This window comes from Streptomyces sp. NPDC053673 (genome assembly GCF_055585225.1).
Genome location: NZ_JBVJKN010000017.1, coordinates 130,006 through 155,147, shown reverse-complemented (window position 1 = coordinate 155,147; position 25,142 = coordinate 130,006). Strand labels below are relative to the sequence as shown.

The following is a 25,142-nucleotide window of genomic DNA, read 5'->3' as shown; positions in this document are numbered from 1 at the left end:
TCTCCCCCAGAGCTGCGCCTGGGAGGTGCCCCCACCGCCTTGCGATTGCACGCACCGGACGCCGCGCGCCCCGCCCTGCGGGCGGACGGCGCTATTTGTCAGACACGACCTAGCCGGTCCCCGCAAGGAATCCGGGCATCGCCATGGAATGGACCCTCGAAGTGATCGTCGTCCCGGTCAGCGACGTCGACCGGGCCAGGACCTTCTACGCCGACCAGTGCGGCTTCACGGTCGACCACGACAGCAGCATCGGCAAAGGCGTCCGCATCATCCAGCTGACCCCGCCCGGGTCGCCCTGCTCGATCGTCATCGGTGAGGGCATGCCTCCGGCCCCCGGCCAGACGGTGATGGCCCCCGGCGCCATCCAGGGCCTGCAACTCTGTGTCCCCGACATCGAGTCGGCCCACGACGAGTTGCTCGCCCGCGGCGTCGCGGTCAGCGCGGTCCAGCATGTCGCCGCCACGGGCTGGGCCCAGGGCAGGGGCGAGGCGTGGAACTCGTTCGTGTTCTTCCAGGACCCCGACGGCAACGGCTGGGTCGTCCAGGAGGCCCCGGCGCCCCTGTCGGACCGCCGCCACTAGCGCCTGTCCGGTGGATCGGGCTGGATCAGGCGGCCCGACAGCGAGGTCAGGTCAGGTCACCTCACTTGGCCGCCTCGAAGGCGGAGGGGCGCGGGGAGTTCGACGTCGGTGCAGCCCCGGCGCTTGGTGATGTCGTCGACGTACGCCCGGGAGAGGGTGGCCCCGCAGTGCCGACGGGACGTCATCGGCTCTCCGCTGCCTTCGACTGCTCGGAAAGGCGACTGCGCATCAGCAGCAGCGCATCCGTGGCCTTCTGGCGAGTCTCCGCCAGCCTCTCGGGCGGGCCGCTCACGTAGACGGAGACCGTGGTTTTCCCTGTCCGACCGATCAGCACGATGTAGGGCAGGTTCGCCTTACTGCCGTCATCGTAGGTGGCGAGCCTTCCTTCCTCGGAGATCACCTCGTCAAATCCGGACAAAGGCGGGGCGATGGCTTCGTGCACGTCGTCCCAGCGGGATTTGCCCATGCGCTGAGTGGTACAGCGATGGGTCGTGTTTCTGTCGTCGGCGAGGGATTCTCGTGCCGTGGCGTCGTCCACGTACACCGCCACCAGGGAACTGGTGCTGAAGCCTTGCAGGTTGTCCTGTGCTGCACGGCTGACCCCGGCAAGTGTGCCCGCCCGCAGGGGTTTCCGGTACAACTCGCAATTGGGCCGGACCGCTTCTTCCAGAGCCGGGTCCTCCTCGTACGGGTCGCTGGGAACGAACCCCGGGCCCCAGTCCTGGGGTGAGAGCGCCACCGCCAATGCGATCCTGTGCGCCTCGGCGGCTTCGGACGCGGTGTCACGCGGGGACGGTGAAACGGATGCGGTGTGATGGGGGGAAGGCGAAGTGCCCCCTTCCGAAGGACCCCTTCCACCGCCTCGAAGCAGCAGCACCAAGCCCAGCAACAGCACCAGCACCACGGCCACCCCGGTGATGAGCGGAACGAGGCCTCGCCGCGAGCGCCACCAGGATGGTTCGGGGCGCGGACCTGGGCCGGCCCGATCGGGCGGAGGGCGCGGAGACAGGGGACCCGGCGGCGGGCCCGGTCCCTCGGCGACAGCCGGCTTCTGCGCGGTGGGGCGCTCTGACGGCAGCGTCCAGTCCGAGAGCGTCGCTTGCTGTGCCGGGTGGGGCTCGGCGGCGATGACGGGGACGAGCCGCCGCGCAGCCTCCTCCCCCTCCATCCGCTGCGCGGGGTCCTTGGTCAGCAGCCCGAGCACGACCGGAGCCAGCTCCGCTGCCCCTCTGGGCGGGGTCGGCTCCTCGAAGAGCAGGGCACCCATCGTGGCGTAGTCGGTCTCGCGCTCGAAGGGCCCGGTCCCCTCGAGCGCGAAATACAGGGTGGCGCCGAGTGAGAACAGGTCGGAGGCCGGCGTGGGCGGTTCGCCACGGGCCCGTTCCGGGGCCATGAAGCGCGGGGTCCCGACGAGTTCCGACGTACCGGTCAGCCGCGGTTCGCCGGAGCTCGGCTCCAGCGAGATGCCGTAGTCGGTCAGCAGCACCTGCCCGCCCCTGGTGCGGTACCCGGGCCGCGGGTCGGGGCTGGTCAGCAGGATGTTGGCAGGTTTGACGTCCCGGTGCAGGACGCCGAGCCGGTGGCCCTCCAGCAGTGCGTCCAGGACCGCCAGCCCGATCCGGGCCACCTCTGCGGGCGGCAGCGGCCCGTGCTCGCGCACCACCGCCTCCAGGTCGGTGGCGCCGGGGATGAACGCCATGACGATCCACGGCAGCCCGCCGTCCTCCACGATGTCGTGCACGGTCACGACATGCGGATGGTCGCGCAGCCGGGCGGCGCGCCGCGCTTCACCGCGGGCCCGGGTGATCCGGGCGCTCACCTCGCGGTCCGGGACGGCCGGCGGCAGGGCGATCTCCTTGAGTGCGACCTCACACGCGAGTTCCTGATCGTAGGCGAGCCACAGGCGGCCCATGCCCCCGGCAGCCAGCTGGCGCAGGAGCCGGTAGCGCCCGGCGATCACTCGCCCGGCGGCCTCGTGTGCTCCGGTCATGGCGCCACTTCTTCCAGGTGGCCGGCACGGTTCCCGGCGATCATGGGACCCCCCATCCCCAGGTATCGCATTCAGCCGAATGGCGAGCAACTCGAGCCCGTGCGTTTCACGTGCGACAGCGCCTGGAACAGAAGTGCACAGCGAAGTGCCTGCTGCCCTGCCGTGCCGCTGGGGCACGACGCCTCCGGGCCGACGGTCGGTGACCGTCGGCCCGGAGTGTCGTTCAGCCTCAGTAACTGCGCTGACCTGCGCTTACAGCACCGGCAGGTTCTTCCGCAGCTCGAAGGCGGTGACCTCGCTGCGGTACTCCTCCCACTCCTGCTTCTTGTTGCGCAGGAAGAAGTCGAAGACATGCTCCCCGAGCGTCTCGGCGACCAGCTCGCTGCGCTCCATCAGCGTGATCGCCTCGCCCAGGTTCTGCGGCAGGGGCTCGATGCCCATCGCGCGGCGCTCGGCGTCCGACAGCGCCCAGACGTCGTCGTCCGCGCCGGCCGGGAGCTCGTAGCCCTCCTCGATGCCCTTGAGGCCCGCGGCGAGCAGGACCGCGTAGGTCAGGTAGGGGTTGGCGCCGGAGTCGATGGAGCGGACCTCGACGCGGGCGGAACCGGTCTTGCCGGGCTTGTACATCGGGACGCGGATCAGGGCCGAGCGGTTGTTGTGGCCCCAGCAGATGTACGAGGGGGCCTCGCCGCCGGAGCCCGCGGTGCGGGCCGAGCCGCCCCAGATGCGCTTGTACGAGTTGACCCACTGGTTGGTGACGGCCGAGATCTCCGCGGCGTGCTTGAGCAGGCCGGCGATGAAGGAACGTCCCACCTTGGAGAGCTGGTACTCGGCGCCCGACTCGTAGAACGCGTTCCGGTCGCCCTCGAAGAGGGAGAGGTGGGTGTGCATGCCGGAGCCGGGGTGCTCGGAGAACGGCTTCGGCATGAAGGTGGCCTGGACGCCCTGCTCCAGCGCGACCTGCTTCATGACCAGGCGGAACGTCATGATGTTGTCGGCGGTCGACAGCGCGTCCGCGTACCGGAGGTCGATCTCCTGCTGGCCGGGCGCGCCCTCGTGGTGGCTGAACTCCACGGAGATGCCCATGGATTCCAGCATCGTGATGGCCTGGCGGCGGAAGTCCATCCCGACGTTCTGCGGCGTGTGGTCGAAGTAGCCGGAGTTGTCCGCGGGGGTGGGGCGGGTGCCGTCGAGGGGCTTGTCCTTCAGCAGGAAGAACTCGATCTCGGGGTGGGTGTAGAAGGTGAAGCCCAGGTCCGAGGTCTTGGCCAGGATCCGCTTCAGGACGAAACGCGGGTCGGCGAAGGACGGAGAGCCGTCGGGCATGAGGATGTCGCAGAACATCCGGGCCGTGCCGGGGGCCTCCGCGCGCCAGGGCAGGATCTGGAAGGTGCCCGGGTCCGGCTTGGCGATCATGTCGGACTCGTAGACCCTCGCGAAACCCTCGATCGCGGAGCCGTCGAAGCCGATGCCCTCATCGAAGGCCTGCTCCAGCTCGGCGGGTGCCACGGCGACCGATTTCAGGAAACCGAGCACGTCGGTGAACCACAGGCGTACGAACCGGATGTCGCGCTCCTCGAGCGTGCGGAGCACGAATTCCTGTTGCTTGTCCATGAGCCACATCCTTGCAGTTCAGACGGCCTGTGCACCACCGCCAGGGCGTAGAGGGAAGCTTCAGTATCACGACCCGGGGTTTCGCCCAGATTACGCACCCCGTATGACATGCGGCACGCTCCCGCCATTACCATCTCCGCCCATGGGGGGCCTGCGGCACTACCGCATCGCGCGCACCGCGCGTCCCATGGCACTCGGGAGCGCCGTGGCGACGCTCCTCGCCGCGCTCTTCATCTGCCTGGGCCAGGCGGGCACCGGCGCGGCCACGGGTACCGCCGAGGGAGCGCACGGCGCCGGCACCGGCGTCCACCGGGTGCTCACAACGGCGTCCACCACCCCGTCCGACGCCGAGTACAGCTGTCCGTACGACCGGGGCGACTGCGGCCTCTTCCGGCATCTCAGCCCCGCCGTGCTCACCGCCCCGCCCCTGGACGGGCCCCTCGACAGTGCCGGACTGCCGCCCGGCCCCGCCCAGGCACACCACGCCGCCCGGGTGCCCCGCACCGGAGTACTTCCCCGGGCTCCGGATCTCCACGTCCTTCAAGTGCTGCGGACATGACAGGACCGGTTCCGCCGAATCCGCCCCCAGGGCGGGCTGTCCCTGTTCCCAGACGCACCTGACGCACCTGACGCAGAAGAAGGACGAAGAAAAATGGCTACCAGGACGAACGACCGCCGGGCCCGTATAGAGGAGATGCGCCGGGCCGAGCAGGCCCGCGAGCGCCGCAACCGCATCATCACCATCTCGGTCAGCGGCCTCGTGGTCGCGGCCCTCGTCGGTTTCGGTACGTACGTACTCAACAAGGAAGGCGAGAAGAAGGAGCAGGCGGAGGCCACCGCCAAGGCGCCGATCAAGGACGAGAAGTCCTGGGACGCGAAGAAGCTCGGCCGCAACCACGTCAAGACGCCGGTGACGTACCCGATGAAGCCGCCGGTCGGCGGTGACCACCACCAGGCGTGGATGAACTGCGACGGCAACGTCTACGACAAGGCGGTCCCCGAGGTGAACGCCGTGCACTCGCTCGAGCACGGCGCGGTGTGGGTGACGTACAACGACAAGGCCCCGGCCGCCGACGTGAAGAAGCTGAAGGACAAGGTCGGCGAGACCTCGTACTCGCTGATGAGCCCGGTGCAGGACCAGGCCGGGGCGATCATGCTCAGCGCCTGGGGCAAGCAGGTCACGGTGGACAGCGCGGACGACCCGCGGGTGGACCAGTTCTTCACCAAGTACGTGCAGGGTGCGCAGACGCCGGAGCCGGGTGCCGCGTGCACAGGTGGGCTGGGCGCGTGACCCTGAAACTCAGCCGGACGCACTGGGCCTCGATCACGGCCGTCGTGCTGGCGCTGCTGTTCGCGGGCGCGGCCACGGTCGCGTCCACGGGCGGGGACGGTGCCGCGGACGGTGGTAGGGAGACGGCGACGGCCCCCGGGGCGGACTCCCCGGAGGCCGGCTTCGCCCGTGACATGGCGGTCCATCATCAGCAGGCGGTGGAGATGTCCTTCATCGTCCGGGACCGTACGCAGGACGAGGAGGTGCGCAGGCTCGCGTACGACATCGCCAACACGCAGGCCAACCAGCGGGGCATGCTGCTCGGCTGGCTGGATCTGTGGGGGCTGCCGAAGGTCTCGGCCGGGACCGGGCCGATGGCCTGGATGAAGTCCGCCGAGGGTGGTCACGGGGGGCACGGCGGCCAGGACGGGCATGACGGGCATGAGGTCCGGGACGGCTCGCTGATGCCCGGGATGGCCACCAGGACCGAGCTGGCGCAGCTGGCCGAGGCGAGCGGCAGGCAGGCAGAGATCCTCTATCTGCAGCTGATGACCGACCACCACAAGGGCGGGGTCGCGATGGCCCAGGGCTGTGCCGACCTGTGCACGGTGGACACGGAGAAGGACCTCGCCCAGGGCATGGTCGACGCCCAGCAGTCCGAGCTGGACCTGATGGCCGACCTGCTGAAGAGGCGCGGCGCCGCGCCCCGGAGCTGACGCCGGACCGGTGCGGAGTCGCCACAGCCGGCAGAGCAGGCAGAGCCGACAGAGCTGGACGGCAGACTCCGCACCGTTCCCGGGCCGAGCCGGGCCCGGGAACGGGAACGGGAAACGGGACCGGGACCGGTTCAGCCTTCGCCCGCCCAGGCGCGCCACACCACCCGGGGCGGGCGGACCGCCGCGCTCAGCGGCAGTCCGTGGCCGTCGGTCAGCCCGAGCGTCGCCTCGGCCGCACCCGCCACCACCAGCTCCGCCGGAATGTCGGCGAAGAACAGCTTCGCCCGCCGGAACATCGTGAAGGTGCCTCCCGCCGGCAGTTCGCCCCAGGTCAGATACAGGAACCGCTCGCCGCGTCGCCCCTGTACACAGGGCCCGCGGAAGTCGGTCGTTCCGTCGGGCGCCTCGACGGTGTCGGCGGTAATGTCGAATACGGCTTCCTCGGCGTCCGCCGGGACCAGCTGATCGGGTTCCTTGCCCCGCTGCGTACCTACGTGCACGTCGGAGAAGTCTCCGCAGTCGCGGCCGGGCAGGTCCCGGCCCGTGATACGCAAGAGCAGCCGGGCCATCGGAAGGCTCCTTCCCACCCGTTCGGCGGAACCGGGTGACATCGGTGGCATCGGGTGGTACTGGGCAGCATCGGGCGACATCGGATCGCGTGGGCCGCACCCAGGAGGTACGAACCCAGGAGGTACGAACTCCATGACCATCGCCAAGGACATCATGCATCGCGGGGCCCAGTGGATCCCGTCGCACGAGACGCTCGACCGCGCCGCGCAGCTGATGCGCGAACTGAACGTGGGTGCACTGCCCATCGCCGATGCCGATGAACGGCTCTGCGGCATCCTGACCGACCGTGACATCGTCGTGGGCTGTGTGGCCATGGGCCATGACCCCTCGAAGATCACCGCGGGCGACATGGCCAAGGGCACCCCGCGCTGGATCGACGCGGAAGCGGATGTGGACGAGGTGCTGCACGAGATGCAGGACCACCAGATCCGCCGGCTGCCGGTGATCGAGAACAAGCGCCTCGTGGGAATGATCAGCGAGGCCGATCTGGCCCAGCACCTGTCGGAGGACCAGATCGCGTCGTGGGTCGAGCAGGTGTACGCGCGGGGTTGACCCGCTCCTCCCCCGGCATCAGGACCGCCCGGGCCACCGCGTCCGGGCGGTCCAGCATGATCAGGTGGCCCGACGGTTCGACGACCTCGAAGCGGGCGTCCCCGAGCCGCCGGGCCAGCGCGCGCTGCCGCTCCAGCGCGCGCAGCGCGAACCGCCCACCGCCTCCGTCGTATGCGGCGAGTACAGTCACCGGAACCCCGTCCGGGAGCGGGAACCGCTCGCGCAGGGCGAGCAGTTCGGCGGCGACCGCCTTGTAGTGGGTGTTCTCCAGCAGGGCTCCCTGCAGCACGCGCGCGGTGCCGTAGCAGCGGCGTACGAGCGCGGCGGGGGCCGGGTCGCCGCCGCCCGTACGGGAGAGCCGGATACTGGCGCGCCGGGTGAGCGGGCCGAGCGCGGCGGGCGCGCCCACGGCGGTCAGCGCCGTGCCGACGCCGCGCGCCACGGCCGTACGGACCGCGGGGGCGGCGGGCACCCGCGCATGCTCCTCGACGCTGGAGTCGACCAGTACGATGCCGGCCGCACGGTCGGGGTGGAGGCGGGCGAACGCCTCCGCGTGGAAGCCCGCGATGGAGTGGCCGACGACGGTGGCGGGCCCTTCGCAGCCGACCGCGTCGAGGAGTGCGGCGATGCGGTGAGCCTCGCCCGCGGCGGACGGGGGTACGGCGGCCGGTCCGCTCAGCCCGTGTCCCGGCCGGTCGAAGCGCACGACGGTGCGGTGCGGCGCGAGCAGGGGGACGACGGGGTCCCAGTCGAACCAGCTCATCCCGAGGCCCGCGCTCAGCACGCAGACGGGGCCGCTGCCTTCGACGACGACGTGATGGGGCACCCCACCGATCTGTACGAAACCGCCCGGCCTTGCTCCCTGCGTCATATGCCCCGCCCCTCCCGTGCCACCGAATACGCCAGTACTGCCAGCCACACTGCCACCAGCAGTACTTGGAGCCGCTGACCGGCCCCCAGCAACCAGGTGCCGCGGTCCGTCTCGAACGCGGCGACGGCGGCCAGGGTCCAGACGGTGGCGGCCAGTTCGAGGGCGAGGAGCACCGGACCGGTCCTGGCGAGCGGCGCCCACCAGCGGTAGCGGCGGGCGGCGACGGTGAGCGCCACGATCCCGGTGACCGCGCCCAGGACCGCGAGGCTGCTGCTCCAGGCGTGGGCCGTGTGGGTGGCCGGCACAAGTCCGGCCTCCTCGCGGGCGGCACACTCGGGATCCGCCGTCGCGGCGCAGCTCAGCGGCAGCCGCGAGTCGGCGGCGGTCGCGGCGCCGAAGAGCAGCAGCCCGGCCCAGCCGACGACCGTCCAGGGGCGTTGCGGCAGCCGCACCAGTGCACAGCACGCTCCGGCGAGGACGAGCAGTCCGGCGACCAGGTCGGTGGCACGGAACAGTCCGCCGAAGGGCTGGTCGGCGGCGGCGAGTTCACTGACGTACGTCTGGACGGGGTCGAGGCCGGTGGGGAAGGCCAGTTCGAGCACCCAGGCGGTGTACGCGGCGGAACCCAGCGCGATCAGCAATGCGACAACTTTGGGCATACCGATCGTTCCAGGCATCGGTGACTATGTTATGACGTGTCGTGACGAATCGGTCCGAAAACAATACCCGGCGGGGGTAGTCTGCCCGTATGACGACCGACGGAGGGCCATGGACGGGCAGTTCCTCATAGGAAGCGGGTCCGCATACGCAGCGGGTCCGCCCGGACCGGCGGCGCGAGCATCGGCAGGCCGCGGCCGCCGCTGCCCGTAGGCCCGAATCCACCACCCGCCGGACCGTCCCCGCCGCCCTGCCGGTGCTGCGGATGCAGGAGCGCGTCCGGCCGTCCCGTCCTGCCCGGACGGCGGTAGCAGACGCACGCCTCCCCACGCTCTCCTCCTCATCCACAGCGAGGTGCACATAGTCATGCGCATGGAGCACACCCGTCAGACCTCTCACACCCGCCGCGCCCTGCTCGGCGCCGGGATCGCCGCCGCAGGATCCGGACTTCTGGGGGCCTGTTCGGGCAGCGGACCGGACGGCGGCGGCCCTCAGGGGGCCCCGGGCGCCAGGCCGGAGAGAACCGCCGCGCCGGACGGCAGGAAGGCCGACCCCTCGGACACACCGAGCGACGGGGCACGGGTCCATAGCCGCACCTTCACCGCCACCCCGACCACGGTCGAGCTGGGCGCCGGGCGCACCTTCAGGTCCTGGACGTACAACGGCGAACTGCCGGGCCGGGCGGTCCGGATCACCGCGGGCGACACTCTGGCACTCACCGTCGCCAACCATCTGCCGGTGCCGACCACGGTGCACTGGCACGGCATCGCGCTGAGCAACCACATGGACGGCGTGCCGTACGTCACGCAGCCGCCCATCAAGCCGGGCGGGGCGCACGACTACCGCTTCGAGGTGCCGCATCCCGGGACGTACTGGTTCCATCCCCACATGGGCGTGCAGGTCGACAGCGGGATGTACTCGCCGCTGATCGTGGACGACCCGCGGGAGCCGCTCGCGTACGACCACGAGTGGATCGTCATCCTGGACGACTGGATCGACGGGGTGGGCGGCTCCACCCCGGACGATGTCCTCGCCCAGCTCCGCAAGGGCAGGCCCGCCATGGGCCACGGCGCCGGGCACGACGACCACGACGGCCGCGACGGCCGCGATGGCCACGAGCGGGCGCCTTCCGGGCCGGTGGGAGCCGGTGGCGGGGGGCTGGCGATGGCGCAGGCACCGGACGGGAAGGCCCCGTCACCGTCGCCGTACCGCGGGAACGGCCCGAAACGGCTGATGACGGGCGCCACGAGCAAGCTGCTCGGCGGCCACGCGGGCGATGTCGCCTACCCGCACTACCTGATCAACGGGCGCACGGCGGACGATCCCACACAGTTCAAGGCCAAGCCCGGCGACCGGATCCGGCTGCGCATCATCAACGCCGGCGGCGAATCGGCCTTCCGGGTGGCGCTCGGCGGCCACGAGCTGACGGTCACCCACACCGACGGCTATCCCGTCCGGCACCACAGGACCGACGCACTGCTCATCGGCATGGCCGAGCGGTACGACGTGATGGTCACCGCGAAGGACGGTGTCTTTCCGCTCACCGCGCTCGCCGAGGGCAAGAGGGGCTCGGCGATGGCCGTCCTGCGCACGGGAAGCGGGCCGGCCCCCAAACCGACCACGCGCCCCGCGGAGCTGGACCGGAAGATCCTGACGTCGGCCGCCCGCCTCCGGCCGGACGAGTCCGTGGCCCTGTCCCGGCGCCGCCCCGACCGCCTCCTCAAGTTCAAGCTGACCGGCGGCATGAAGAACTACGACTGGGGCATCGACCACAAGCCCTACGACCCGGACACGCTCCACAGGGTCGAACGCGGCGAGCGGGTCCGACTGGTGATCATCAACGCCACGGACATGTGGCACCCCGTCCATCTGCACGGCCACACCTACGCCCTGACCGGCGTCAACGGACGTGGCGCCCGCAAGGACACGGCGATCGTGCTGCCGCACCACAAGCTGGTGGCGGACTTCGACGCGGACAATCCGGGCCTGTGGATGCTGCACTGCCACAACATCTACCACTCGGAATCCGGGATGATGACGACGCTCGCGTACGACGAGTAGGGCACGCCCCGGCCCTTCCGGGGAGGGGCCGACGCCCCTCCCCGGGCCCCACCCGGCTGGGCATCGGGAGTGGGGCGGCCCACACCCCCGCCCCAGGACATCGCGTCAGAGAGACGATTACACTGGGCCCGTGCCTCAACTACGCCTCGCTCTGAATCAGATCGACTCGACCGTCGGCGATCTCGCCGGCAACGCCGAGTCGATCGTGCACTGGACCCGGCACGCCGCCGAGCAGGGGGCGCACCTCGTCGCGTTCCCCGAGATGGTGCTGACCGGCTACCCCGTCGAGGACCTGGCCCTGCGGTCGTCCTTCGTCGAGGCGTCACGGGCCGCCCTGCGCGCGCTCGCGCTGCGGCTCGCCGACGAGGGGTACGGGGAGATCCCCGTGATCGTCGGCTATCTCGACCGTTCGGAGAAGGCCCAGCCGCGGTACGGGCAGCCCGCCGGCGCCCCGCAGAACGCCGCCGCGGTGCTGCACCGCGGCACGGTGGTGCTGACGTTCGCCAAGCACCACCTGCCCAACTACGGCGTCTTCGACGAGTTCCGGTACTTCGTACCGGGCGACACCATGCCGGTCATCCGCGTCCACGGCATCGACGTCGCGCTCGCCATCTGCGAGGACCTCTGGCAGGACGGCGGCCGCGTCCCGGCCACCCGTTCGGCCGGGGCCGGGCTGCTGGTCTCGATCAACGCCTCGCCGTACGAGCAGAACAAGGACGACACCCGCCTGGAGCTGGTCCGCAAGCGCGCCCAGGAGGCCGGCTGCACGACCGCGTACCTTGCGATGATCGGCGGCCAGGACGAGCTCGTCTTCGACGGGGACTCGATCGTCGTCGACAAGGACGGCGAGGTCATCGCGCGCGCTCCGCAGTTCGCCGAGGGCAGCGTGATCCTCGACCTCGAACTGCCGGCCGCCTCCGCCGAGCCCCCGACGGGCATCGTCGACGACGGCCTGGCCATCGAGCGGGTCGTCCTCTCCGAGGAGCCTCTACCGGCGTACGAGCCCGAGCTGACGGGCGGTTACGCCGAGCGCCTCGACGACGACGAGGAGGTGTACTCCGCGCTGGTCGTCGGCCTGCGCGCGTACGCCGCCAAGAACGGTTTCCGGTCCGTGCTGATCGGCCTCTCCGGAGGAATCGATTCAGCGCTTGTCGCGTCGATCGCCTGCGATGCGCTCGGCGCGCAGAACGTGTACGGCATCTCGATGCCGTCCAAGTACTCCTCGGACCACTCCAGGGGCGACGCCGCCGAGCTGGCCCGCCGCACGGGCCTCAACTTCCGGACCGTACCGATCGAGCCGATGTTCGACGCGTACATGGGCTCGCTCGGTCTCACCGGTCTCGCCGAGGAGAACCTCCAGTCGCGACTGCGCGGCACGATGCTGATGGCCGTCTCCAACCAGGAGGGCCAGATCGTGCTCGCGCCGGGCAACAAGTCCGAGCTGGCGGTGGGCTATTCGACGCTGTACGGCGACTCCGTCGGTGCATACGGCCCGATCAAGGACGTCTACAAGACCTCGGTCTTCCGGCTGGCGAAATGGCGCAACCGGGCGGCCGAGGAGCGCGGGCAGACCCCGCCGATCCCGGAGAACTCCATCGTCAAGCCGCCGAGCGCCGAGCTCCGCCCGGACCAGGTCGACACCGACTCCCTCCCGGACTACGACGTCCTGGACCGGATCCTGGAGCTGTACGTCGACCGCGACCAGGGCAAGGACGCGATCGTGGCGGCCGGTTACGACGAGGAGCTGGTCGCGAGGACCCTGCGGCTCGTCGACACGGCCGAGTACAAGCGGCGCCAGTACCCGCCGGGCACCAAGATCTCGACGAAGGTCTTCGGCAAGGACCGGCGCCTGCCGATCACGAACCGCTGGCGGGAGACGACGACGCACTGACCTGGTGGTCCGCCGCCGTGAGGGGGCTTCCCGCGACGACGCGGGAGGTCCCCTTCGTCGTACGGTCCAGCAGTCCGGCAGCCGCCGCGACGGCAAGGCCGACGACGGCGAGCGCCGCGCCGACCAGCGTCGGGGAGGTCCAGCCCCAGCCTGCGGCGATCGCCGCGCCGCCGAGCCAGGCGCCGCCCGCGTTGGCGAGGTTGCATGCGGAGTGGTTGGAGGCGGCGGCCAGGGTGGGGACGTCCTGGGCCTTGTTCATCACCAGCATCTGGAGCGGGGTGGTGGTCATGAAGCCGACGGCCCCGATGAGGACGACCGTGGTGAGAAAGACTCTCAGATGGATTGTCCCCGCACATGAACGGGTGGTTGCGGGGGATGCTCGCCACCGATCGGGGGGGAAAGGTCAGAGCTTGACGCGAGCCGCGATCGGGAGGTGGTCGCTCGGGGTACGGGGAAGGGCCCACGAGGAGACCGGCTCGACGCCCTTCACCATGATCTGGTCGATCCGCGCCATCGGGAACGACGCCGGCCAGCTGAAGCCGAAGCCGTTGCCCGCTGCGCCCTGCGTGGAGCGCATCTGGGACGTGACCGCGTTCAGGGAGCGGTCGTTCATCGTGCCATTCAGGTCGCCCAGCAGGACCACCTTGCCCACCTGGTCCCGGGCGATCGCCTCGCCCAGCGCGTCCGCGCTGGTGTCACGCTGGCTGGCGGTGAAACCCGCGTTCAGCTTGACCCGTACCGACGGAAGGTGCGCGATGTAGACGGCGACGTCGCCCTCGGGCGTCGCCACCGTGGAGCGCATCGCGCGGGTCCAGCCCAGCCGGATGTCGACCGGCCGGGTGTCGCTCATCGGGTACTTGCTCCACAGTCCGACGGTTCCCTGCACCGAGTGGTGGGGGTACTGCGCCGCCAGGGCCTTCTCGTACGTCGGAACCGCGTCCGCCTTCAGCTCCTCCAGCGCGATGACGTCCGCGCCCGAGGCCGCGACCACGCGGGCGGTTCCCTCCGGGTCCGGGTTGTCGGCGTTCACATTGTGTGTCGCGACCATGAGTCCGCCGCCGCCGCCCGACTTGTCGGTGAGGAGTCCGCCGAAGAGGTTCAGCCAGACGATCGTCGGCAGCAGCAGCGCGATCAGCGCGGTCGCCGACCTCCGAACGACCGCGAGGACCAGCAGCACCGGGACGAACAGCCCCAGCCACGGCAGGAACGTCTCCGTGAGGCTGCCCAGGTTGCCGACCTTGTTGGGGATCTGGGCGTGCAGGATCATCAGCAGGGCGACGACCACGGCGAGGCCCGCGAGCACGATGCCGCGCCGCCAGATCCCAGGATCGTCCCGCCAGCGGTCGAGCAGGGCACGGACCCGGGATCCGGAGCGGGGGTCCTCCGCGCCGCCGTTCCCCGACTCCGTCATGTATGCCTGCCCCTGCCGCATGTGCGTCGTCCTCACTGCCTTGCCGTGCACGCCGTACCCGCCCCCTGACACTAGGCGATGACCGGCGCCCTTCTTCCGTACGGGTTCGAGGACGACCCGGCGGCGCGGCGGGTTCCGATCAAGGGGGCCGGCACGACGGCTGTGACAGAACGTGCATATTGCGCGTCAGTGGACGGTCGGCGGACGCAGCCCCTCCAGCGCCACCGAGACGATGCGTTCCGCCAGGTCGTCGGCGAGCGGGGCGTCGGGCCGCATCACGGCGCGTACGAGCATGGGGCCGACGATGAGGTCGTTGATCAGGTCGATGTCGACGTCGCCGCGGATCTCCCCGCCCGCGATCCCGCGCCGCAGGATCTCCAGCACGGTCACGCGCCGGGGATCGATCACGGTCGCGACGTACGCCGCCCACAGCTTGGGGTGGCTCTTCATCTGTGCCAGCACGTTGTGCAGGAGCGCGGAGGAGCGCTGCGCGAGACCGCGTACGCGTACGGACTCCAGCATCACGACGAGGTCGTCGCGGGCGGAGGTGCCGGGCAGTTCCGGATCCGGCGGCTCGATGTCCCTGAGGACCTCGACGAACAGCTCCTCCTTGTTGCCCCAGCGCCGGTAGATGGTGGCCTTGCCGACTCCCGCCGTGCGTGCGACGCGCTCGATGGAGATCTCGCCGAGCGGAACGCCCTCCTCGAGGAGCGTCGCCACGGCGGCGCGGATCGCCCGTTCGGACGCCTCGCTCCGGGGGCGGCCGCGCCCCGCCGCTCTGCCGGGGCCCACGGACCTGCCGGCCGCCACTCCCACACCCGCGCCCGCGCCCACGTCCGTACCCGCGCCTCTCACCGTCTCGACCTCGCCCCGCACTCGTCTTCGCCTCCGCTCCTGCGTCTCGTACCGGCCGGCAGACACCCGGCGACCGGGCCCAGCCGTTGGATCCCACCCGTCGGATCTCACCCCCGGGCCGCCCCCGCCGCCGACCGCTCCTCCGGCTCCCCCGGCCCTCCTGGGACGGACGGCGCCTGCGCCGGCCCGGGAAGGGTGCGCCCGGGGAGGTACAGCGCCACGACCACGACGCCCACCAGCGTCGCTGCCGCCGCCCCCAGCGACGCGAGGTGCATGGCGCCGATGAAGGCGTGGTACGCAGGCCCGATCAGGACCTCTCCGGACGGCCCGAGCTTCTCCACCACACTCAGCGTCGCCTCGATCGACTCCCCCGCCGCCGCCTTGGCCCCGGCGGGGACGGCCGCCGTCGCGTCGAGGGCCGGCTCGATCCCGGTCCGGTACGTCGCGGACAGGATCGAGCCGAGCACCGCCACTCCCAGCGCACCGCCGATCTGCCGGAAGGTGTTGTTGATCGCGGAGGCCACACCCGCCTTCTCCCGAGGCAGCGCCTGCATCACCGTGGTCGTGACCGGTGACATCACATGCCCCATTCCGGCGCCCTGGACGAAGAAGGCGATCTCGATCGCCCACAGCGGCGTCGTGGCGTCGAAGAAGGCGAAGGAGGCGAGCCCCGCCGCGATCATCAGCATTCCGGCCGTGCAGGTCGCCTTGGCGCCGAACCGGCCGACGGCCAGCCGGGCGCGCGGCGCGAACGCCGACTGGGCCACCGCGAGCGGCAGGACCAGCAGTCCGGCCTCCAGCGGGCTGTGGTCGAGCACGGTCTGCAGATAGAAGACGGAGAAGAACGCCACGCCCATCATCGAGAGGAAGGCGAGTGCGGTCGCGGTGATCGCGGCGGAGAACGCGGGGTTCCTGAAGTACGAGAAGTCGAGCGCCGGATGGTCGATGCGCAGCTCGTACAGCACGAATGCCGTGAGCACGGCCAGTCCGCCGAGCAGCGGCAGCAGCACGCCCCTGTCGGTGAGGGAGGCCAGTTGGCCGCCGCGGATGATCCCGTACACCAGCAGGACGAGTCCGACGATGGAGAGCAGTACACCCACGGGGTCGATCCGGCCGGGGTCCGGGTCCCGGGAGTCGGGGATCAGCAGCAGCATCGCGGCGAAGCCGACGATCACCACCGGGACGTTGACCAGGAAGATCGAGCCCCACCAGAAGTGTTCGAGCAGCAGCCCGCCGGTGAGCGGGCCCAGGGCGATGGCGATGCCCACGGCACCCGCCCAGATGCCGATGGCCTTGGGCTGCTCGTCCCTTTCGAACACGTTCATCAGGACGGCGAGCGTGGCCGGCATGACGAACGCGGCGCCCACGCCCATCACCGCGCGGTACGTGATGAGCTCGGCCGAGGACCCGGAGAAGGCGGCGAGCGCCGAGCCGATGCCGAACACGACCATGCCGCAGAGCAGCGCCTTCTTGCGACCCGTACGGTCACCGACCAGCCCCGCCGTGAAGAGCAGCGAGGCGAAGACGAGCGTGTAGGAGTTGATGGCCCATTCCAGCTCGGCCTGGGTGGCGCCGATACCGACGGGCGCGGGGGTGGCGATGGTCTTGACCGCGACGTTCAGGACCGAGTGGTCCAGCACCATGATGAGGACGGTGAACATCAGGACGCCGAGGATGGCCCAGCGGCGTCGGTGCACGGCTTCCGGTACCCGGGGCGGGGCCGCGAGGGCCCCTGGTGGTGTCGACATGGTCCCAGTTGTTCCCGGAATTTCGATACGAGACCGTTTCGTATAGAAAGTGCACCGGGATGGCCCAATCATTGCGGGGGTGTGAACGGCCCCACTTCCCGCGACGGGCGCCGGGATGCCACCATGGATCCGGTCCGGGGACGCCGTAAGGGCGCCTCGAGATGACGAAGGAGCCGTTCACCATGACGCTTCAGGCTGCCCCGAAGCAGCCCGCCGACAGCAGCAGCAAGGCGCTGTACGGCGGCAAGGGCACTCGCCGCATCACCGTCCACGACATCGCCGCCGCCAAGGAGCGGGGCGAGAAGTGGCCCATGCTCACCGCCTACGACGCCATGACCGCGTCCGTCTTCGACGAGGCCGGCATCCCGGTCATGCTCGTCGGCGACTCGATGGGCAACTGCCATCTCGGCTACGACACCACCGTGCCCGTCACGATGGACGAGATGACCCTCCTCTCCGCCGCCGTCGTACGGGGCACGAAGCGCGCCCTCGTCGTCGGCGACCTCCCCTTCGGCTCGTACCAGGAAGGCCCGGTCCAGGCGCTGCGCTCGGCGACCCGGCTGGTCAAGGACGCCGGCGTCGGCGCCGTGAAGCTGGAGGGCGGGGAGCGCTCGCTGCCCCAGACCGAGCTGCTGGTCCAGGCCGGCATTCCGGTGATGTCCCACCTCGGCCTGACCCCGCAGTCCGTCAACACGATGGGGTACCGGGTGCAGGGCCGCAGCGACGAGGCCGCGCACCGGCTGCTGCGCGACGCCAAGGCGGCCCAGGACGCGGGCGCCTTCGCCGTCGTCCTCGAACTCGTACCGGCCGAGCTGGCCGCGGAGGTCACCCGTTCACTGCACATCCCCACCATCGGCATCGGCGCCGGTCCCGACACGGACGCCCAGGTCCTCGTCTGGACCGACATGGCCGGGATGACAGGCGGGAAGGTGCCGCGCTTCACCAAGCAGTACGCGGATCTGCGGCAGACGCTCGGCGACGCGGCGAAGGCCTTCGCGGACGACGTCGTCGGCGGGGCGTTCCCGGCCGAGGAGCACACCTTCCACTAGCAGCACCACGCACCACGCGCTCCAAGCCACTACCGGCACCAACGACAGCCCGCCGATCCTCCCCCGTCGGCGGGCTGTCGGCGTGCCGGGGACGTCTCCGGCACCCGGGCGTAGCCTGAAAACGGACTCGGGATCCGCCGCTCCTTCCAGGAGGTGGCTGACCATGGCCGGAATCTTCGCCAAGAACTTCGACTCCGCCGACGAAACCCGGCCTTTCGAGGACGGCAAGGGAAAGGTGGAGGTGCTCGCCACAGACCGCGGCCCCGTCGGCCGAGGAGTCTTCGAACCGGGCTGGCAGTGGTCGAAGCACGTCAAGCCCGTGGCCGGCGGCGAGAGCTGCCAGGCCACGCACTCGGCGTACATCATCAGCGGGCGAATGAAGGTCGTCATGGACGACGGCGAGTCCGCTGAGGCGGGGCCGGGCGACTACCTCGGCGTCGCGCCGGGGCACGACGCCTGGGTCGTCGGGGACGAGCCCTGTGTTCTCGTCGACTGGACGGGTTTCGGGGACTACGCCAAGCCCGCGTAGGCCTCTCGCAGACCTTTCGTCGTCCCCCGGTCCGCACGTCATCCCTGCGCAGACCCCCGCGTCATCCCTGCGCAGACCCCTGCGTCACGTCGTGCCGGTGCGGTTGTCCACAGGCTGTCGGCCGTCTGTCGACAGCCTGTCGGTGGCTCGTCGGCGGCTTGTCGGTGGGTTGTCGGTGGCGGCTGCGACCGTGTACGGCATGACGCGAATCGACAAGAACGCCGTCGAGGTACGAGGCCTCGTGAAGCACTACGGCGAGACGAAGGCGCTGGACGGGGTGGACCTCGATGTCCGTGAGGGCACGGTTCTCGGTGTCCTCGGGCCCAACGGCGCCGGCAAGACCACCCTGGTCCGCTGCCTTTCCACACTGATCAAGCCCGACGCGGGCCGCGCCACCGTCGCCGGATTCGACGTGCTGCGCCAGCCCCGCCGGCTGCGCCGCGCCATCGGCCTCACCGGTCAGTACGCCTCGGTGGACGAGAAGCTGTCCGGCTGGGAGAACCTGTACATGATCGGGCGGCTCCTCGATCTTCCCCGCAAGGACGCGCGACGCCGAGCCGACGAGCTGCTGGAGCGGTTCTCCCTCACGGAGGCCGCGAAGCGCCCGGCCTCCACGTACTCGGGAGGTATGCGGCGCCGCCTGGACCTGGCCGCCTCGATGATCGGGCAGCCCGCGGTGCTCTTTCTGGACGAGCCGACGACGGGCCTCGACCCGCGGACCCGCAACGAGGTCTGGGACGAGGTCCAGCGGATGGTCGCCGAAGGCGTCACCGTCCTGCTCACCACCCAGTACATGGAAGAGGCCGAGCAGCTGGCGAACGAGCTGACGGTCATCGACCGCGGCCGGGTCATCGCCGAGGGCAGGATCGACGAGCTGAAGGCCAGGGTCGGCGGCCGCACCCTGCGGATCCGGCCGGCGGACGCGGCGCAGTTGCCCGCGATGTCCTCGGCCGTCCGTGAGGCGGGGCTCGACGGCATCGCTGGCGCGCAGGCCGTGCCGGACGAGGGCGTGCTGTACGTCCCGATCCTCAGCGACGAACAACTGACCGCCGTGGTCGGCCTGCTGGGGGCCCGCGGCTTCGCCATCGCCGACATCGGCACCGATCTGCCCAGCCTGGACGAGGTGTTCCTGGCCATCACCGGCCACAAGACGGCGCCCGTCACCGACACGATCCCCCAGGAGGTCGCGGCGTGAGCGCCACCACCGTCAGCACCAGCACCGTCAGCACCAGCCCCCTCGCCGCCGAAGGCCGTATCGGCCTGCGCGGCAATCTGCGGCACATCGGCGCGCTGGTCCGCCGCAATCTGCTGTGGATCCGGCAGGACCCGGAGTCGATGTTCGACGCCGTGTTGATGCCGATCGTCTTCACCCTGCTCTTCGTGTTCGTCTTCGGCGGCGCGATCTCCGGCAAGGGCAACCAGGACGCGTACGTCAACTATGTGGTGCCCGGCCTCATGGCGATGCAGGGCATGAACATCGCGATGGGTGTCGGCACCGGCTTCAACCAGGACTTCCAGACGGGCGTCATGGACCGCTTCCGGTCCCTGCCCATCGCCCGGTCCTCCGTCCTGATCGCCAAGATCGTGGTCGAGATCGGCCGGATGATGGTCGCCATCGCGATCCTGCTGACGGTCGGCTTCCTGCTCGGGCTGTCCGTGGCGGACGTCCCCGGGCTGTTCACGGCCATCGGACTCGCGCTGGTCTTCGGGGCCTCGATCATGTGGATCTTCCTCACCATGGGCGTGACCATGAAGAACGCCCAGGCCATCCAGGGAATGGGGTTCCTCGTGCTGATGCCGCTGCAGTTCGGGTCCTCGATCTTCGCGCCGACCAGCTCCATGCCGGGCTGGCTGCAGACCTTCACGGACTACAACCCGCTGTCGTCGCTGGCCGACGCGGCCCGTGGGCTCATGAACGGCGGCCCGGTGGCCCACGACGTGTGGGTGACGCTGATCTGGTCGGTGGTGATCACCGTCACGATGGCGCCGATCGCGATACACAAGTTCCGTACGAAGTCCTGATCTACGGATCCTGATCAACGCGGCTGGGCATCAGCAAGGCGCTGTGGCGTCGCACGCGGCACGGTGTCAGGTCCTGGCTTCGTCACGCCGGTTCCACGGCACACCGGTGCCTCACGCCCGTGCTTCGCCGGCCGTCGTGGTCCACGCCTGCACCAGGGCGGCGGCCTCCTCCAGAGTGAGGTCGCCGCCTTCGGCGTACCGGGCCTCGAACTCCGCCTCGGTGAGAACGGCGCGGGTGGCCCGCTCGGCACGGACGCGGCCCTCCCGTTCCTGGGACGAGGCCACGACGTGTCCGGCCGGCAGCACTTGCTCGTACGCGCCGAGCAGCCGGGCCGCGTCGCCCGCCGGCTCACGCCCCAGACCGGCCAGCGCCTCGGCCGCGGTCACCAGCTGAACCGCGGGCATATGCGGCGCGATCACCAGCGACAGCGGCGTCAGCGCGCGCTCCAGCGCCTGGCCGGCGCGGCCCACGGCGTCGCCGTACCGGGCGTCCAGACAGTCCAGCCAGGCGAGGCAGCCCAGCCGGACTCCCTCGAAGATGGCGAGTGCGGACGGACTGAAGTCCTCGGCCAGCAGCTCCAGTTGTTCGCGCGCTTCCGCGGTGCGCCCGGTGCGGCCGAGTTCCAGGCTGAGGAAGAGCCGGGCCGCGGGCACGACCTCGCGGGCGCCGACGCCCTCACGCGCGGCGGCGAGGACGTCCCGAAGGATGGCCTCGCCCTCCTCGCCACGGCCCAGTTCGGGCAGCACACCGGCCAGCCTGGACCGCAGCAGCGGGACCTGGCTCTGCGCCCCCAGCCGCTCGGCCCGGTCCACCGCGGCGGCGAAGTCCTCGGCGGCGAGCCGGAACTCACCTTGCCGCTCACGGGACTCGCCCCGGGCCGACAGCGCTTCGGCCGCACCCCACAGATCACCGAGCCGGTCGAAGATCTCCAGGCTGCGGTCGGCGTCGGCGACGGCGTCGCCCGCCCATTCACTGCGGTTGGCCAGGACGTTGGCGCGCATCTGGAGCGCGGCGGCGAGCGACCACTCGTCACCGGACTCCTCGCAGCCGCTCACGGTCATGTCGACCACATGGCGCAGCTGGTCACCGTCGCCGGTCAGCATGATCGCGTAGAGCCAGAGCGTGCCGGGGAAGCGGCAGGTCTGCAGCAGTCCCGGCCGGTAGACCGTGGCCACCCTGCGCAGCCACTCCAGCCGCTCGGGCGTCATCCAGTCGTCGATGCCGTGCTCCATGCTGACCATCCCGATCAGCCTCACTCCGCGTCGCGCCTCCAGGAGCTGCTCGGGCTCGAACGGTGGCGGAGCGTCGGTGGCCGGTGCGTGCAGCGGCGGGGCCGGGACGAGGGGCGGTTCGAACGGATCGGGACCGAGGGCGGCGGCGGCCAGCGCCCAGTGCCGGGCGTCGCTGCGCAGATCCCGCATCTGCCAGTACCAGGCCAGGGAGAGCACCAGGCAGAGAGCTTCCTGCTCGTCCCCGGCGGCGGTGGCACGGCGCAGCGCGGTACGCAGATTCTCGTACTCGAGCTCCAGCAGGGCGATGGCGCCGATCTGCTCCGGTCCTCGGAGCAACGGATCGGTGCGGCGGGCGAGTTCGCGGTAGTAGGCGAGATGGGCACGCTCGGCGTCCGCCCGGTCGCCCGCCTCGTCGAGCCGCTCGGCGGCGTACTCGCCGACCGTCTCCAGCAGCCGGTAGCGCATGCCGCCGGCCGGTGAAGGCGCGGCCACGACCAGTGATTTGTCGACGAGCGCGCCGAGTACGGGGACGACGTCGAGGGCGGCCTCCGTCGCACAGACCGACTCAGCGGCCGCAAGGTCGCAGCCGCGGGCGAAGACGGAGAGGCGGCGCAGTACGGTGCGTTCGGCGTCGTCGAGGAGGTCCCAGGACCAGTCGACGACCGCGCGCAGGGTCTGCTGGCGCGGCAGGACGGTGCGGCTGCCGCTGGTCAGCAGCCGGAAACGGTCGTCGAGACGGTCGGCGATCTGGCGCGGAGTGAGCATCCGCAGCCGGGCGGCGGCGAGTTCGACGGCGAGCGGCAGCCCGTCGAGGCGGCGGCAGATCTCCTCGGCCGCCGCAGGGTCGTCGTCGATCCGGAAGAGGGGGTTCGCGGCCGCTCCCCGGTCGGCGAAGAGCCGCACGGCCATCGGGTCGGGCAGGGGGCCGACGGGGCGCACCGCCTCGCCCGGCACACCGAGGGGTTCGCGGCTCGTGGTGAGGACCGTGAGCCCCGGGCAGCGTTCCAGGAGCCGCTCGCACAGGTCCGCGGCGGCGGCCACGACGTGCTCGCAGTTGTCGAGGAGAAGCAGCATCCGGCGGCGGGCGCAGTGCTCCGTGAGGCGTATGAACGGGTCGTCGCCGTGCCGGTCGGACGCCGCCCGCAGCCCCTCCGCACCCGCACCGCGCAGGACCGTCTCGCGCGCGCCGAGCGCGGTGAGGACGGCTTCGGGCACATTGTCCGGGTCGCCGACGGGCGCGAGTTCGACGAGCCACACACCGTCCGCGTACGCCCCGGCCGCCCGTTCGGCCGCCTCCTGCGACAGCCGTGTCTTCCCGGCTCCGCCGGGCCCCAGCAGCGTGACGAGCCGCGCCCGGCCGAGGTCTTCGCAGATGGCGTCGATGTCCGACTCCCGCCCGACGAAGCTGGTGAGCCGCGCCCGCAGATTCCCCTGCGGGGAGCGACGGGGTTCCGGTCCGGTGGCCCCCGCTCCGTCCAGGCCCGCACGACCGCCCGACGTAAGACCGTCCGACGTACGGCCACCTGCCGCACGACCACGTGCCGCGGGCCCCTCGGGTCCGGGCACGGGCACGGATCCGAAGTCCGGGTTCAGCAGCTCCGCGTGCAGCGCGCGCAGTCCGGTCCCGGGGTCGGTGCCCAGACGGGTGGAGAGCTCGCGGCGGACCGATTCGTACGCCGCGAGGGCCTCCGCCGTGCGGCCCGCGGCGCGCAGGGCGCGGATGCGGAGGGCGTGGAGGGATTCGTCGATCGGGTGGTCACCGCAGAGCGCGGCGAGCTCGGCCAGCGTCTCCTCCGCCCGGCCCAGGGCGAGTGCCGCCGCCAGACGGGTGCGGCGGGCGGCCAGGCGCCGGGTCTCCCAGCGGGCCGCCTCGGCGGTACGGTCCGGCAGATCGGCCAGCACCGGGCCCCGCCACAGCGCGAACGCCTCGTCGAGCAGTTCCACGGCCTTGCCCGGGTCCCCCTCCGCGAGCGCCCGCGCTCCCTCCCCCGCGAGCCGCTCGAACCGGTAGAGGTCCACGTCCTCAGGCTCGACGTGCAGCCGGTACCCGCCGTCCGCGGAGACCACCGCACCGTGCCCGAGAGCCCGCCGCGCCCGCCCGACGAGGGCCTGGACCGCCCCGACCGCGTCGGCCGGCGGTTCGCCGTCCCACACCTCGTCGACGAGGACGGCGACCGGGACGGTACGCCCGCCGCGCAGTGCCAGCACAGCCACCAGCGCACGCAGCCGCGCCCCGCCGAGCGCGGCGGGGGCGCCGTCGTCGTGGGAGGCCCGGGTGGTGCCGAGTACGGAGAAACGCACCCGCCCATTGTCCCCGGTGCTGTCCAGCGGCCAGGACCGGCATGGCCCGTGCGTCGGAAGACCGGCTGCGCGGGAGACACCGGAACGCCAGGAACCCGTCGCACCTCGCAGGACGTTCCTCCCGCGTCACCGGTACGGTCTACTCGCGCCGCCCTCCCCCAGCCTCCGGCAGGGGAGACCCCGTCCCGCCCCGCTCGCCCCGCCGCACCCCAGGAGCCCCGCCCATGACCTCCGCCACCACCCGCAGCACCGACCGGAGGATCTCACCCGTCTTTCTCGGCATCACAGCGATCATGGCAGTCACCGGCTGGGCGGTCTGGACCGGCTTCGCGCCCAATGCGGGCTTCGCGGTGTTCCTGTTCGTCACGGCCGCGTGGATCGTCTCGCTCTGTCTGCACGAGTACGCGCACGCCCGCACCGCGCTGCACGGCGGCGACCTCACCATCGGCGCCAAGGGCTATCTGACGCTCAATCCGCTCAAGTACACCCATGCGCTGCTGAGCATCGTGCTCCCCGTGATCTTCGTGATCATGGGTGGCATCGGTCTGCCGGGCGGCGCGGTCTTCATCGAGCGGCACCGCATCCACGGCCGCTGGAAGCACAGCCTGATCTCCGCAGCGGGCCCGCTGACGAACGTCCTGTTCGCGGTCGTGTGCACCGCTCCGTTCTGGCTGGACGCGCTGGACGGCGTTCCGATGGCGTTCCGCTTCGCCCTGGCGTTCCTGGCGCTGCTTCAGGTGACGGCCGCGATCCTGAACTTCCTGCCGGTGCCGGGTCTGGACGGCTACGGGGTGATCGAGCCGTGGCTGTCGTACAAGATCCGCCGCCAGGTGGAGCCGTTCGCACCGTTCGGTCTGCTCGCCGTCTTCGGGGTTCTCTTCATTCCCGAGGTCAACCACGCGTTCTTCGACGCGATCAACGCGGTCCTGCGAGGGCTCGGGGTGTCCGAGCCCGAGACGTACTGCGGGTTCAACCTGTACCGCTTCTGGACCGGGCAGAACCCGCTCTGCGAGGCGGCCCTCAGCCAGTGATCACGCCTGCTTGGCGATCTTCGCCCGGCGGATGTAGTACACGGCCATGTTGGACGACACCCCGGCCAGCAGCACCCAGATGATCCCCAGCCAGCTGCCCTCGACGAAGGACACGACCGCCGCGGCGACGGCGAGGAGGCAGATGACGATGGCGTAGAGGGCGAGGCGGGGCATGGGGGTCGGCTCCTGT

At 71.0% G+C, this 25,142-nt stretch carries 22 protein-coding genes and 1 pseudogene; 12 read left to right on the top strand and 11 right to left on the bottom strand.

Annotated elements, in window-relative coordinates:
- Nucleotides 1–143 precede the first annotated feature (143 nt).
- Nucleotides 144–581 (top strand): VOC family protein, encoded by a 438-nt coding sequence (locus ACZ6ZQ_RS24055; RefSeq protein ID WP_469770547.1) that lies wholly within the window; start codon nucleotides 144–146, stop codon nucleotides 579–581.
- A 181-nt stretch (nucleotides 582–762) separates the two neighbouring features.
- Here ACZ6ZQ_RS24055 and ACZ6ZQ_RS24050 read toward each other — a convergent pair whose 3' ends face one another.
- Together ACZ6ZQ_RS24050 and ACZ6ZQ_RS24045 are read right to left on the bottom strand one after the other, a co-directional pair.
- A complete protein-coding gene (locus tag ACZ6ZQ_RS24050; protein WP_469770546.1) occupies nucleotides 763–2,571 on the bottom strand; it encodes a serine/threonine-protein kinase in 1,809 nt (602 codons plus the stop codon).
- A gap of 252 nt (nucleotides 2,572–2,823) precedes the next feature.
- Entirely contained in the window at nucleotides 2,824–4,185 is a 1,362-nt protein-coding gene (locus ACZ6ZQ_RS24045) for a glutamine synthetase family protein (RefSeq protein WP_453666887.1), read from the bottom strand.
- A 142-nt stretch (nucleotides 4,186–4,327) separates the two neighbouring features.
- Between ACZ6ZQ_RS24045 and ACZ6ZQ_RS24040 the strand changes: the two genes are divergently transcribed.
- From ACZ6ZQ_RS24040 to ACZ6ZQ_RS24030, 3 genes are all read left to right on the top strand, one after another.
- Nucleotides 4,328–4,744: a hypothetical protein gene (locus ACZ6ZQ_RS24040; protein ID WP_469770545.1), complete on the top strand. Its 417-nt coding sequence runs from the start codon at nucleotides 4,328–4,330 to the stop codon at nucleotides 4,742–4,744.
- A 93-nt stretch (nucleotides 4,745–4,837) separates the two neighbouring features.
- Nucleotides 4,838–5,476 (top strand): DUF3105 domain-containing protein, encoded by a 639-nt coding sequence (locus ACZ6ZQ_RS24035; RefSeq protein ID WP_469770544.1) that lies wholly within the window; start codon nucleotides 4,838–4,840, stop codon nucleotides 5,474–5,476.
- Nucleotides 5,473–6,171 carry a DUF305 domain-containing protein gene (locus ACZ6ZQ_RS24030; protein ID WP_469770543.1) on the top strand — a complete coding sequence of 233 codons (699 nt, stop codon included), beginning with the start codon at nucleotides 5,473–5,475 and terminating at the stop codon, nucleotides 6,169–6,171. The genes ACZ6ZQ_RS24035 and ACZ6ZQ_RS24030 overlap by 4 nt, the downstream gene beginning before the upstream one ends.
- Nucleotides 6,172–6,302: 131 nt before the next feature.
- On the opposite strand, the gene ACZ6ZQ_RS24025 is transcribed toward ACZ6ZQ_RS24030, so the two are convergent.
- Entirely contained in the window at nucleotides 6,303–6,740 is a 438-nt protein-coding gene (locus tag ACZ6ZQ_RS24025) for a DUF5990 family protein (protein ID WP_469770542.1), read from the bottom strand.
- Between the two features lie 133 nt (nucleotides 6,741–6,873).
- Between ACZ6ZQ_RS24025 and ACZ6ZQ_RS24020 the strand changes: the two genes are divergently transcribed.
- The gene (locus ACZ6ZQ_RS24020) at nucleotides 6,874–7,293 is read left to right on the top strand and encodes a CBS domain-containing protein (protein ID WP_453666896.1); all 420 of its coding nucleotides are present in this window, start codon (nucleotides 6,874–6,876) and stop codon (nucleotides 7,291–7,293) included.
- Here the strand turns inward: ACZ6ZQ_RS24020 and ACZ6ZQ_RS24015 are convergent.
- Both ACZ6ZQ_RS24015 and ACZ6ZQ_RS24010 read right to left on the bottom strand, forming a co-directional pair.
- Nucleotides 7,214–8,164, bottom strand: a complete 951-nt coding sequence (locus ACZ6ZQ_RS24015; protein ID WP_469770541.1) for an alpha/beta fold hydrolase — start codon at nucleotides 8,162–8,164, stop codon at nucleotides 7,214–7,216. The genes ACZ6ZQ_RS24020 and ACZ6ZQ_RS24015 overlap by 80 nt on opposite strands.
- Nucleotides 8,161–8,841: a DUF998 domain-containing protein gene (locus ACZ6ZQ_RS24010; protein WP_469770540.1), complete on the bottom strand. Its 681-nt coding sequence runs from the start codon at nucleotides 8,839–8,841 to the stop codon at nucleotides 8,161–8,163. Before ACZ6ZQ_RS24010 ends, ACZ6ZQ_RS24015 begins: the two co-directional genes overlap by 4 nt.
- A gap of 352 nt (nucleotides 8,842–9,193) precedes the next feature.
- Between ACZ6ZQ_RS24010 and ACZ6ZQ_RS24005 the strand changes: the two genes are divergently transcribed.
- A complete protein-coding gene (locus tag ACZ6ZQ_RS24005; protein WP_469770539.1) occupies nucleotides 9,194–10,882 on the top strand; it encodes a multicopper oxidase family protein in 1,689 nt (562 codons plus the stop codon).
- A 130-nt stretch (nucleotides 10,883–11,012) separates the two neighbouring features.
- Nucleotides 11,013–12,773: an NAD+ synthase gene (locus ACZ6ZQ_RS24000; RefSeq protein WP_469770538.1), complete on the top strand. Its 1,761-nt coding sequence runs from the start codon at nucleotides 11,013–11,015 to the stop codon at nucleotides 12,771–12,773.
- On the opposite strand, the pseudogene ACZ6ZQ_RS23995 reads toward ACZ6ZQ_RS24000, so the two are convergent.
- The 4 genes and pseudogenes from ACZ6ZQ_RS23995 to ACZ6ZQ_RS23980 all read right to left on the bottom strand — a co-directional run.
- Nucleotides 12,739–13,098 (bottom strand): annotated as a pseudogene (locus ACZ6ZQ_RS23995) (MFS transporter); the annotation flags it as partial. The gene ACZ6ZQ_RS24000 and the pseudogene ACZ6ZQ_RS23995 sit on opposite strands and share 35 nt — an antisense overlap.
- 78 nt (nucleotides 13,099–13,176) lie before the next feature.
- Nucleotides 13,177–14,205 carry an endonuclease/exonuclease/phosphatase family protein gene (locus ACZ6ZQ_RS23990; RefSeq protein ID WP_469770537.1) on the bottom strand — a complete coding sequence of 343 codons (1,029 nt, stop codon included), beginning with the start codon at nucleotides 14,203–14,205 and terminating at the stop codon, nucleotides 13,177–13,179.
- A 165-nt stretch (nucleotides 14,206–14,370) separates the two neighbouring features.
- Entirely contained in the window at nucleotides 14,371–14,994 is a 624-nt protein-coding gene (locus tag ACZ6ZQ_RS23985; protein WP_469770562.1) for a TetR/AcrR family transcriptional regulator, read from the bottom strand.
- A 152-nt stretch (nucleotides 14,995–15,146) separates the two neighbouring features.
- Nucleotides 15,147–16,787: an MFS transporter gene (locus ACZ6ZQ_RS23980; protein ID WP_469770536.1), complete on the bottom strand. Its 1,641-nt coding sequence runs from the start codon at nucleotides 16,785–16,787 to the stop codon at nucleotides 15,147–15,149.
- Between the two features lie 182 nt (nucleotides 16,788–16,969).
- On the opposite strand from ACZ6ZQ_RS23980, the gene panB reads away from it, so the two are divergent.
- The 4 genes from panB (at nucleotide 16,970) to ACZ6ZQ_RS23960 (ending at nucleotide 20,387) form a co-directional block, all read left to right on the top strand.
- Nucleotides 16,970–17,836, top strand: coding sequence for a 3-methyl-2-oxobutanoate hydroxymethyltransferase (gene panB, locus ACZ6ZQ_RS23975; RefSeq protein WP_469770535.1), 867 nt, complete (start codon nucleotides 16,970–16,972; stop codon nucleotides 17,834–17,836).
- Nucleotides 17,837–17,999: 163 nt separating this feature from the next.
- Nucleotides 18,000–18,365, top strand: a complete 366-nt coding sequence (locus ACZ6ZQ_RS23970; protein WP_469770534.1) for a cupin domain-containing protein — start codon at nucleotides 18,000–18,002, stop codon at nucleotides 18,363–18,365.
- A gap of 199 nt (nucleotides 18,366–18,564) precedes the next feature.
- Entirely contained in the window at nucleotides 18,565–19,560 is a 996-nt protein-coding gene (locus ACZ6ZQ_RS23965) for an ATP-binding cassette domain-containing protein (RefSeq protein ID WP_469770533.1), read from the top strand.
- Nucleotides 19,557–20,387, top strand: coding sequence for an ABC transporter permease (locus ACZ6ZQ_RS23960; RefSeq protein WP_469770532.1), 831 nt, complete (start codon nucleotides 19,557–19,559; stop codon nucleotides 20,385–20,387). The genes ACZ6ZQ_RS23965 and ACZ6ZQ_RS23960 overlap by 4 nt, the downstream gene beginning before the upstream one ends.
- A gap of 111 nt (nucleotides 20,388–20,498) precedes the next feature.
- Here the strand turns inward: ACZ6ZQ_RS23960 and ACZ6ZQ_RS23955 are convergent, their stop codons facing one another.
- The gene (locus tag ACZ6ZQ_RS23955; RefSeq protein ID WP_469770531.1) at nucleotides 20,499–23,921 is read right to left on the bottom strand and encodes an AfsR/SARP family transcriptional regulator; all 3,423 of its coding nucleotides are present in this window, start codon (nucleotides 23,919–23,921) and stop codon (nucleotides 20,499–20,501) included.
- Between the two features lie 224 nt (nucleotides 23,922–24,145).
- On the opposite strand from ACZ6ZQ_RS23955, the gene ACZ6ZQ_RS23950 reads away from it, so the two are divergent.
- Nucleotides 24,146–24,952, top strand: a complete 807-nt coding sequence (locus tag ACZ6ZQ_RS23950) for a site-2 protease family protein (protein ID WP_469770530.1) — start codon at nucleotides 24,146–24,148, stop codon at nucleotides 24,950–24,952.
- Here the strand turns inward: ACZ6ZQ_RS23950 and ACZ6ZQ_RS23945 are convergent, their stop codons facing one another.
- Nucleotides 24,953–25,126, bottom strand: coding sequence for a hypothetical protein (locus ACZ6ZQ_RS23945; protein WP_469770529.1), 174 nt, complete (start codon nucleotides 25,124–25,126; stop codon nucleotides 24,953–24,955).
- Nucleotides 25,127–25,142: the final 16 nt, after the last annotated feature.

Excerpts from the sequence above, each read along its gene's own strand:
- ACZ6ZQ_RS24055 (WP_469770547.1), top strand. The coding sequence starts at position 144 with ATGGAATGGACCCTCGAAGTGATCGTCGTCCCGGTCAGCGACGTCGAC.
- ACZ6ZQ_RS24050 (WP_469770546.1), bottom strand. The coding sequence starts at position 2,571 with ATGACCGGAGCACACGAGGCCGCCGGGCGAGTGATCGCCGGGCGCTAC.
- ACZ6ZQ_RS24045 (WP_453666887.1), bottom strand. The coding sequence starts at position 4,185 with ATGGACAAGCAACAGGAATTCGTGCTCCGCACGCTCGAGGAGCGCGAC.
- ACZ6ZQ_RS24040 (WP_469770545.1), top strand. The coding sequence starts at position 4,328 with ATGGGGGGCCTGCGGCACTACCGCATCGCGCGCACCGCGCGTCCCATG.
- ACZ6ZQ_RS24035 (WP_469770544.1), top strand. The coding sequence starts at position 4,838 with ATGGCTACCAGGACGAACGACCGCCGGGCCCGTATAGAGGAGATGCGC.
- ACZ6ZQ_RS24025 (WP_469770542.1), bottom strand. The coding sequence starts at position 6,740 with ATGGCCCGGCTGCTCTTGCGTATCACGGGCCGGGACCTGCCCGGCCGC.
- ACZ6ZQ_RS24020 (WP_453666896.1), top strand. The coding sequence starts at position 6,874 with ATGACCATCGCCAAGGACATCATGCATCGCGGGGCCCAGTGGATCCCG.
- ACZ6ZQ_RS24015 (WP_469770541.1), bottom strand. The coding sequence starts at position 8,164 with ATGACGCAGGGAGCAAGGCCGGGCGGTTTCGTACAGATCGGTGGGGTG.
- ACZ6ZQ_RS24010 (WP_469770540.1), bottom strand. The coding sequence starts at position 8,841 with ATGCCTGGAACGATCGGTATGCCCAAAGTTGTCGCATTGCTGATCGCG.
- ACZ6ZQ_RS24005 (WP_469770539.1), top strand. The coding sequence starts at position 9,194 with ATGGAGCACACCCGTCAGACCTCTCACACCCGCCGCGCCCTGCTCGGC.
- ACZ6ZQ_RS23990 (WP_469770537.1), bottom strand. The coding sequence starts at position 14,205 with ATGCGGCAGGGGCAGGCATACATGACGGAGTCGGGGAACGGCGGCGCG.
- ACZ6ZQ_RS23980 (WP_469770536.1), bottom strand. The coding sequence starts at position 16,787 with ATGTCGACACCACCAGGGGCCCTCGCGGCCCCGCCCCGGGTACCGGAA.
- panB (WP_469770535.1), top strand. The coding sequence starts at position 16,970 with ATGACGCTTCAGGCTGCCCCGAAGCAGCCCGCCGACAGCAGCAGCAAG.
- ACZ6ZQ_RS23970 (WP_469770534.1), top strand. The coding sequence starts at position 18,000 with ATGGCCGGAATCTTCGCCAAGAACTTCGACTCCGCCGACGAAACCCGG.
- ACZ6ZQ_RS23965 (WP_469770533.1), top strand. The coding sequence starts at position 18,565 with ATGACGCGAATCGACAAGAACGCCGTCGAGGTACGAGGCCTCGTGAAG.
- ACZ6ZQ_RS23950 (WP_469770530.1), top strand. The coding sequence starts at position 24,146 with ATGACCTCCGCCACCACCCGCAGCACCGACCGGAGGATCTCACCCGTC.
- ACZ6ZQ_RS23945 (WP_469770529.1), bottom strand. The coding sequence starts at position 25,126 with ATGCCCCGCCTCGCCCTCTACGCCATCGTCATCTGCCTCCTCGCCGTC.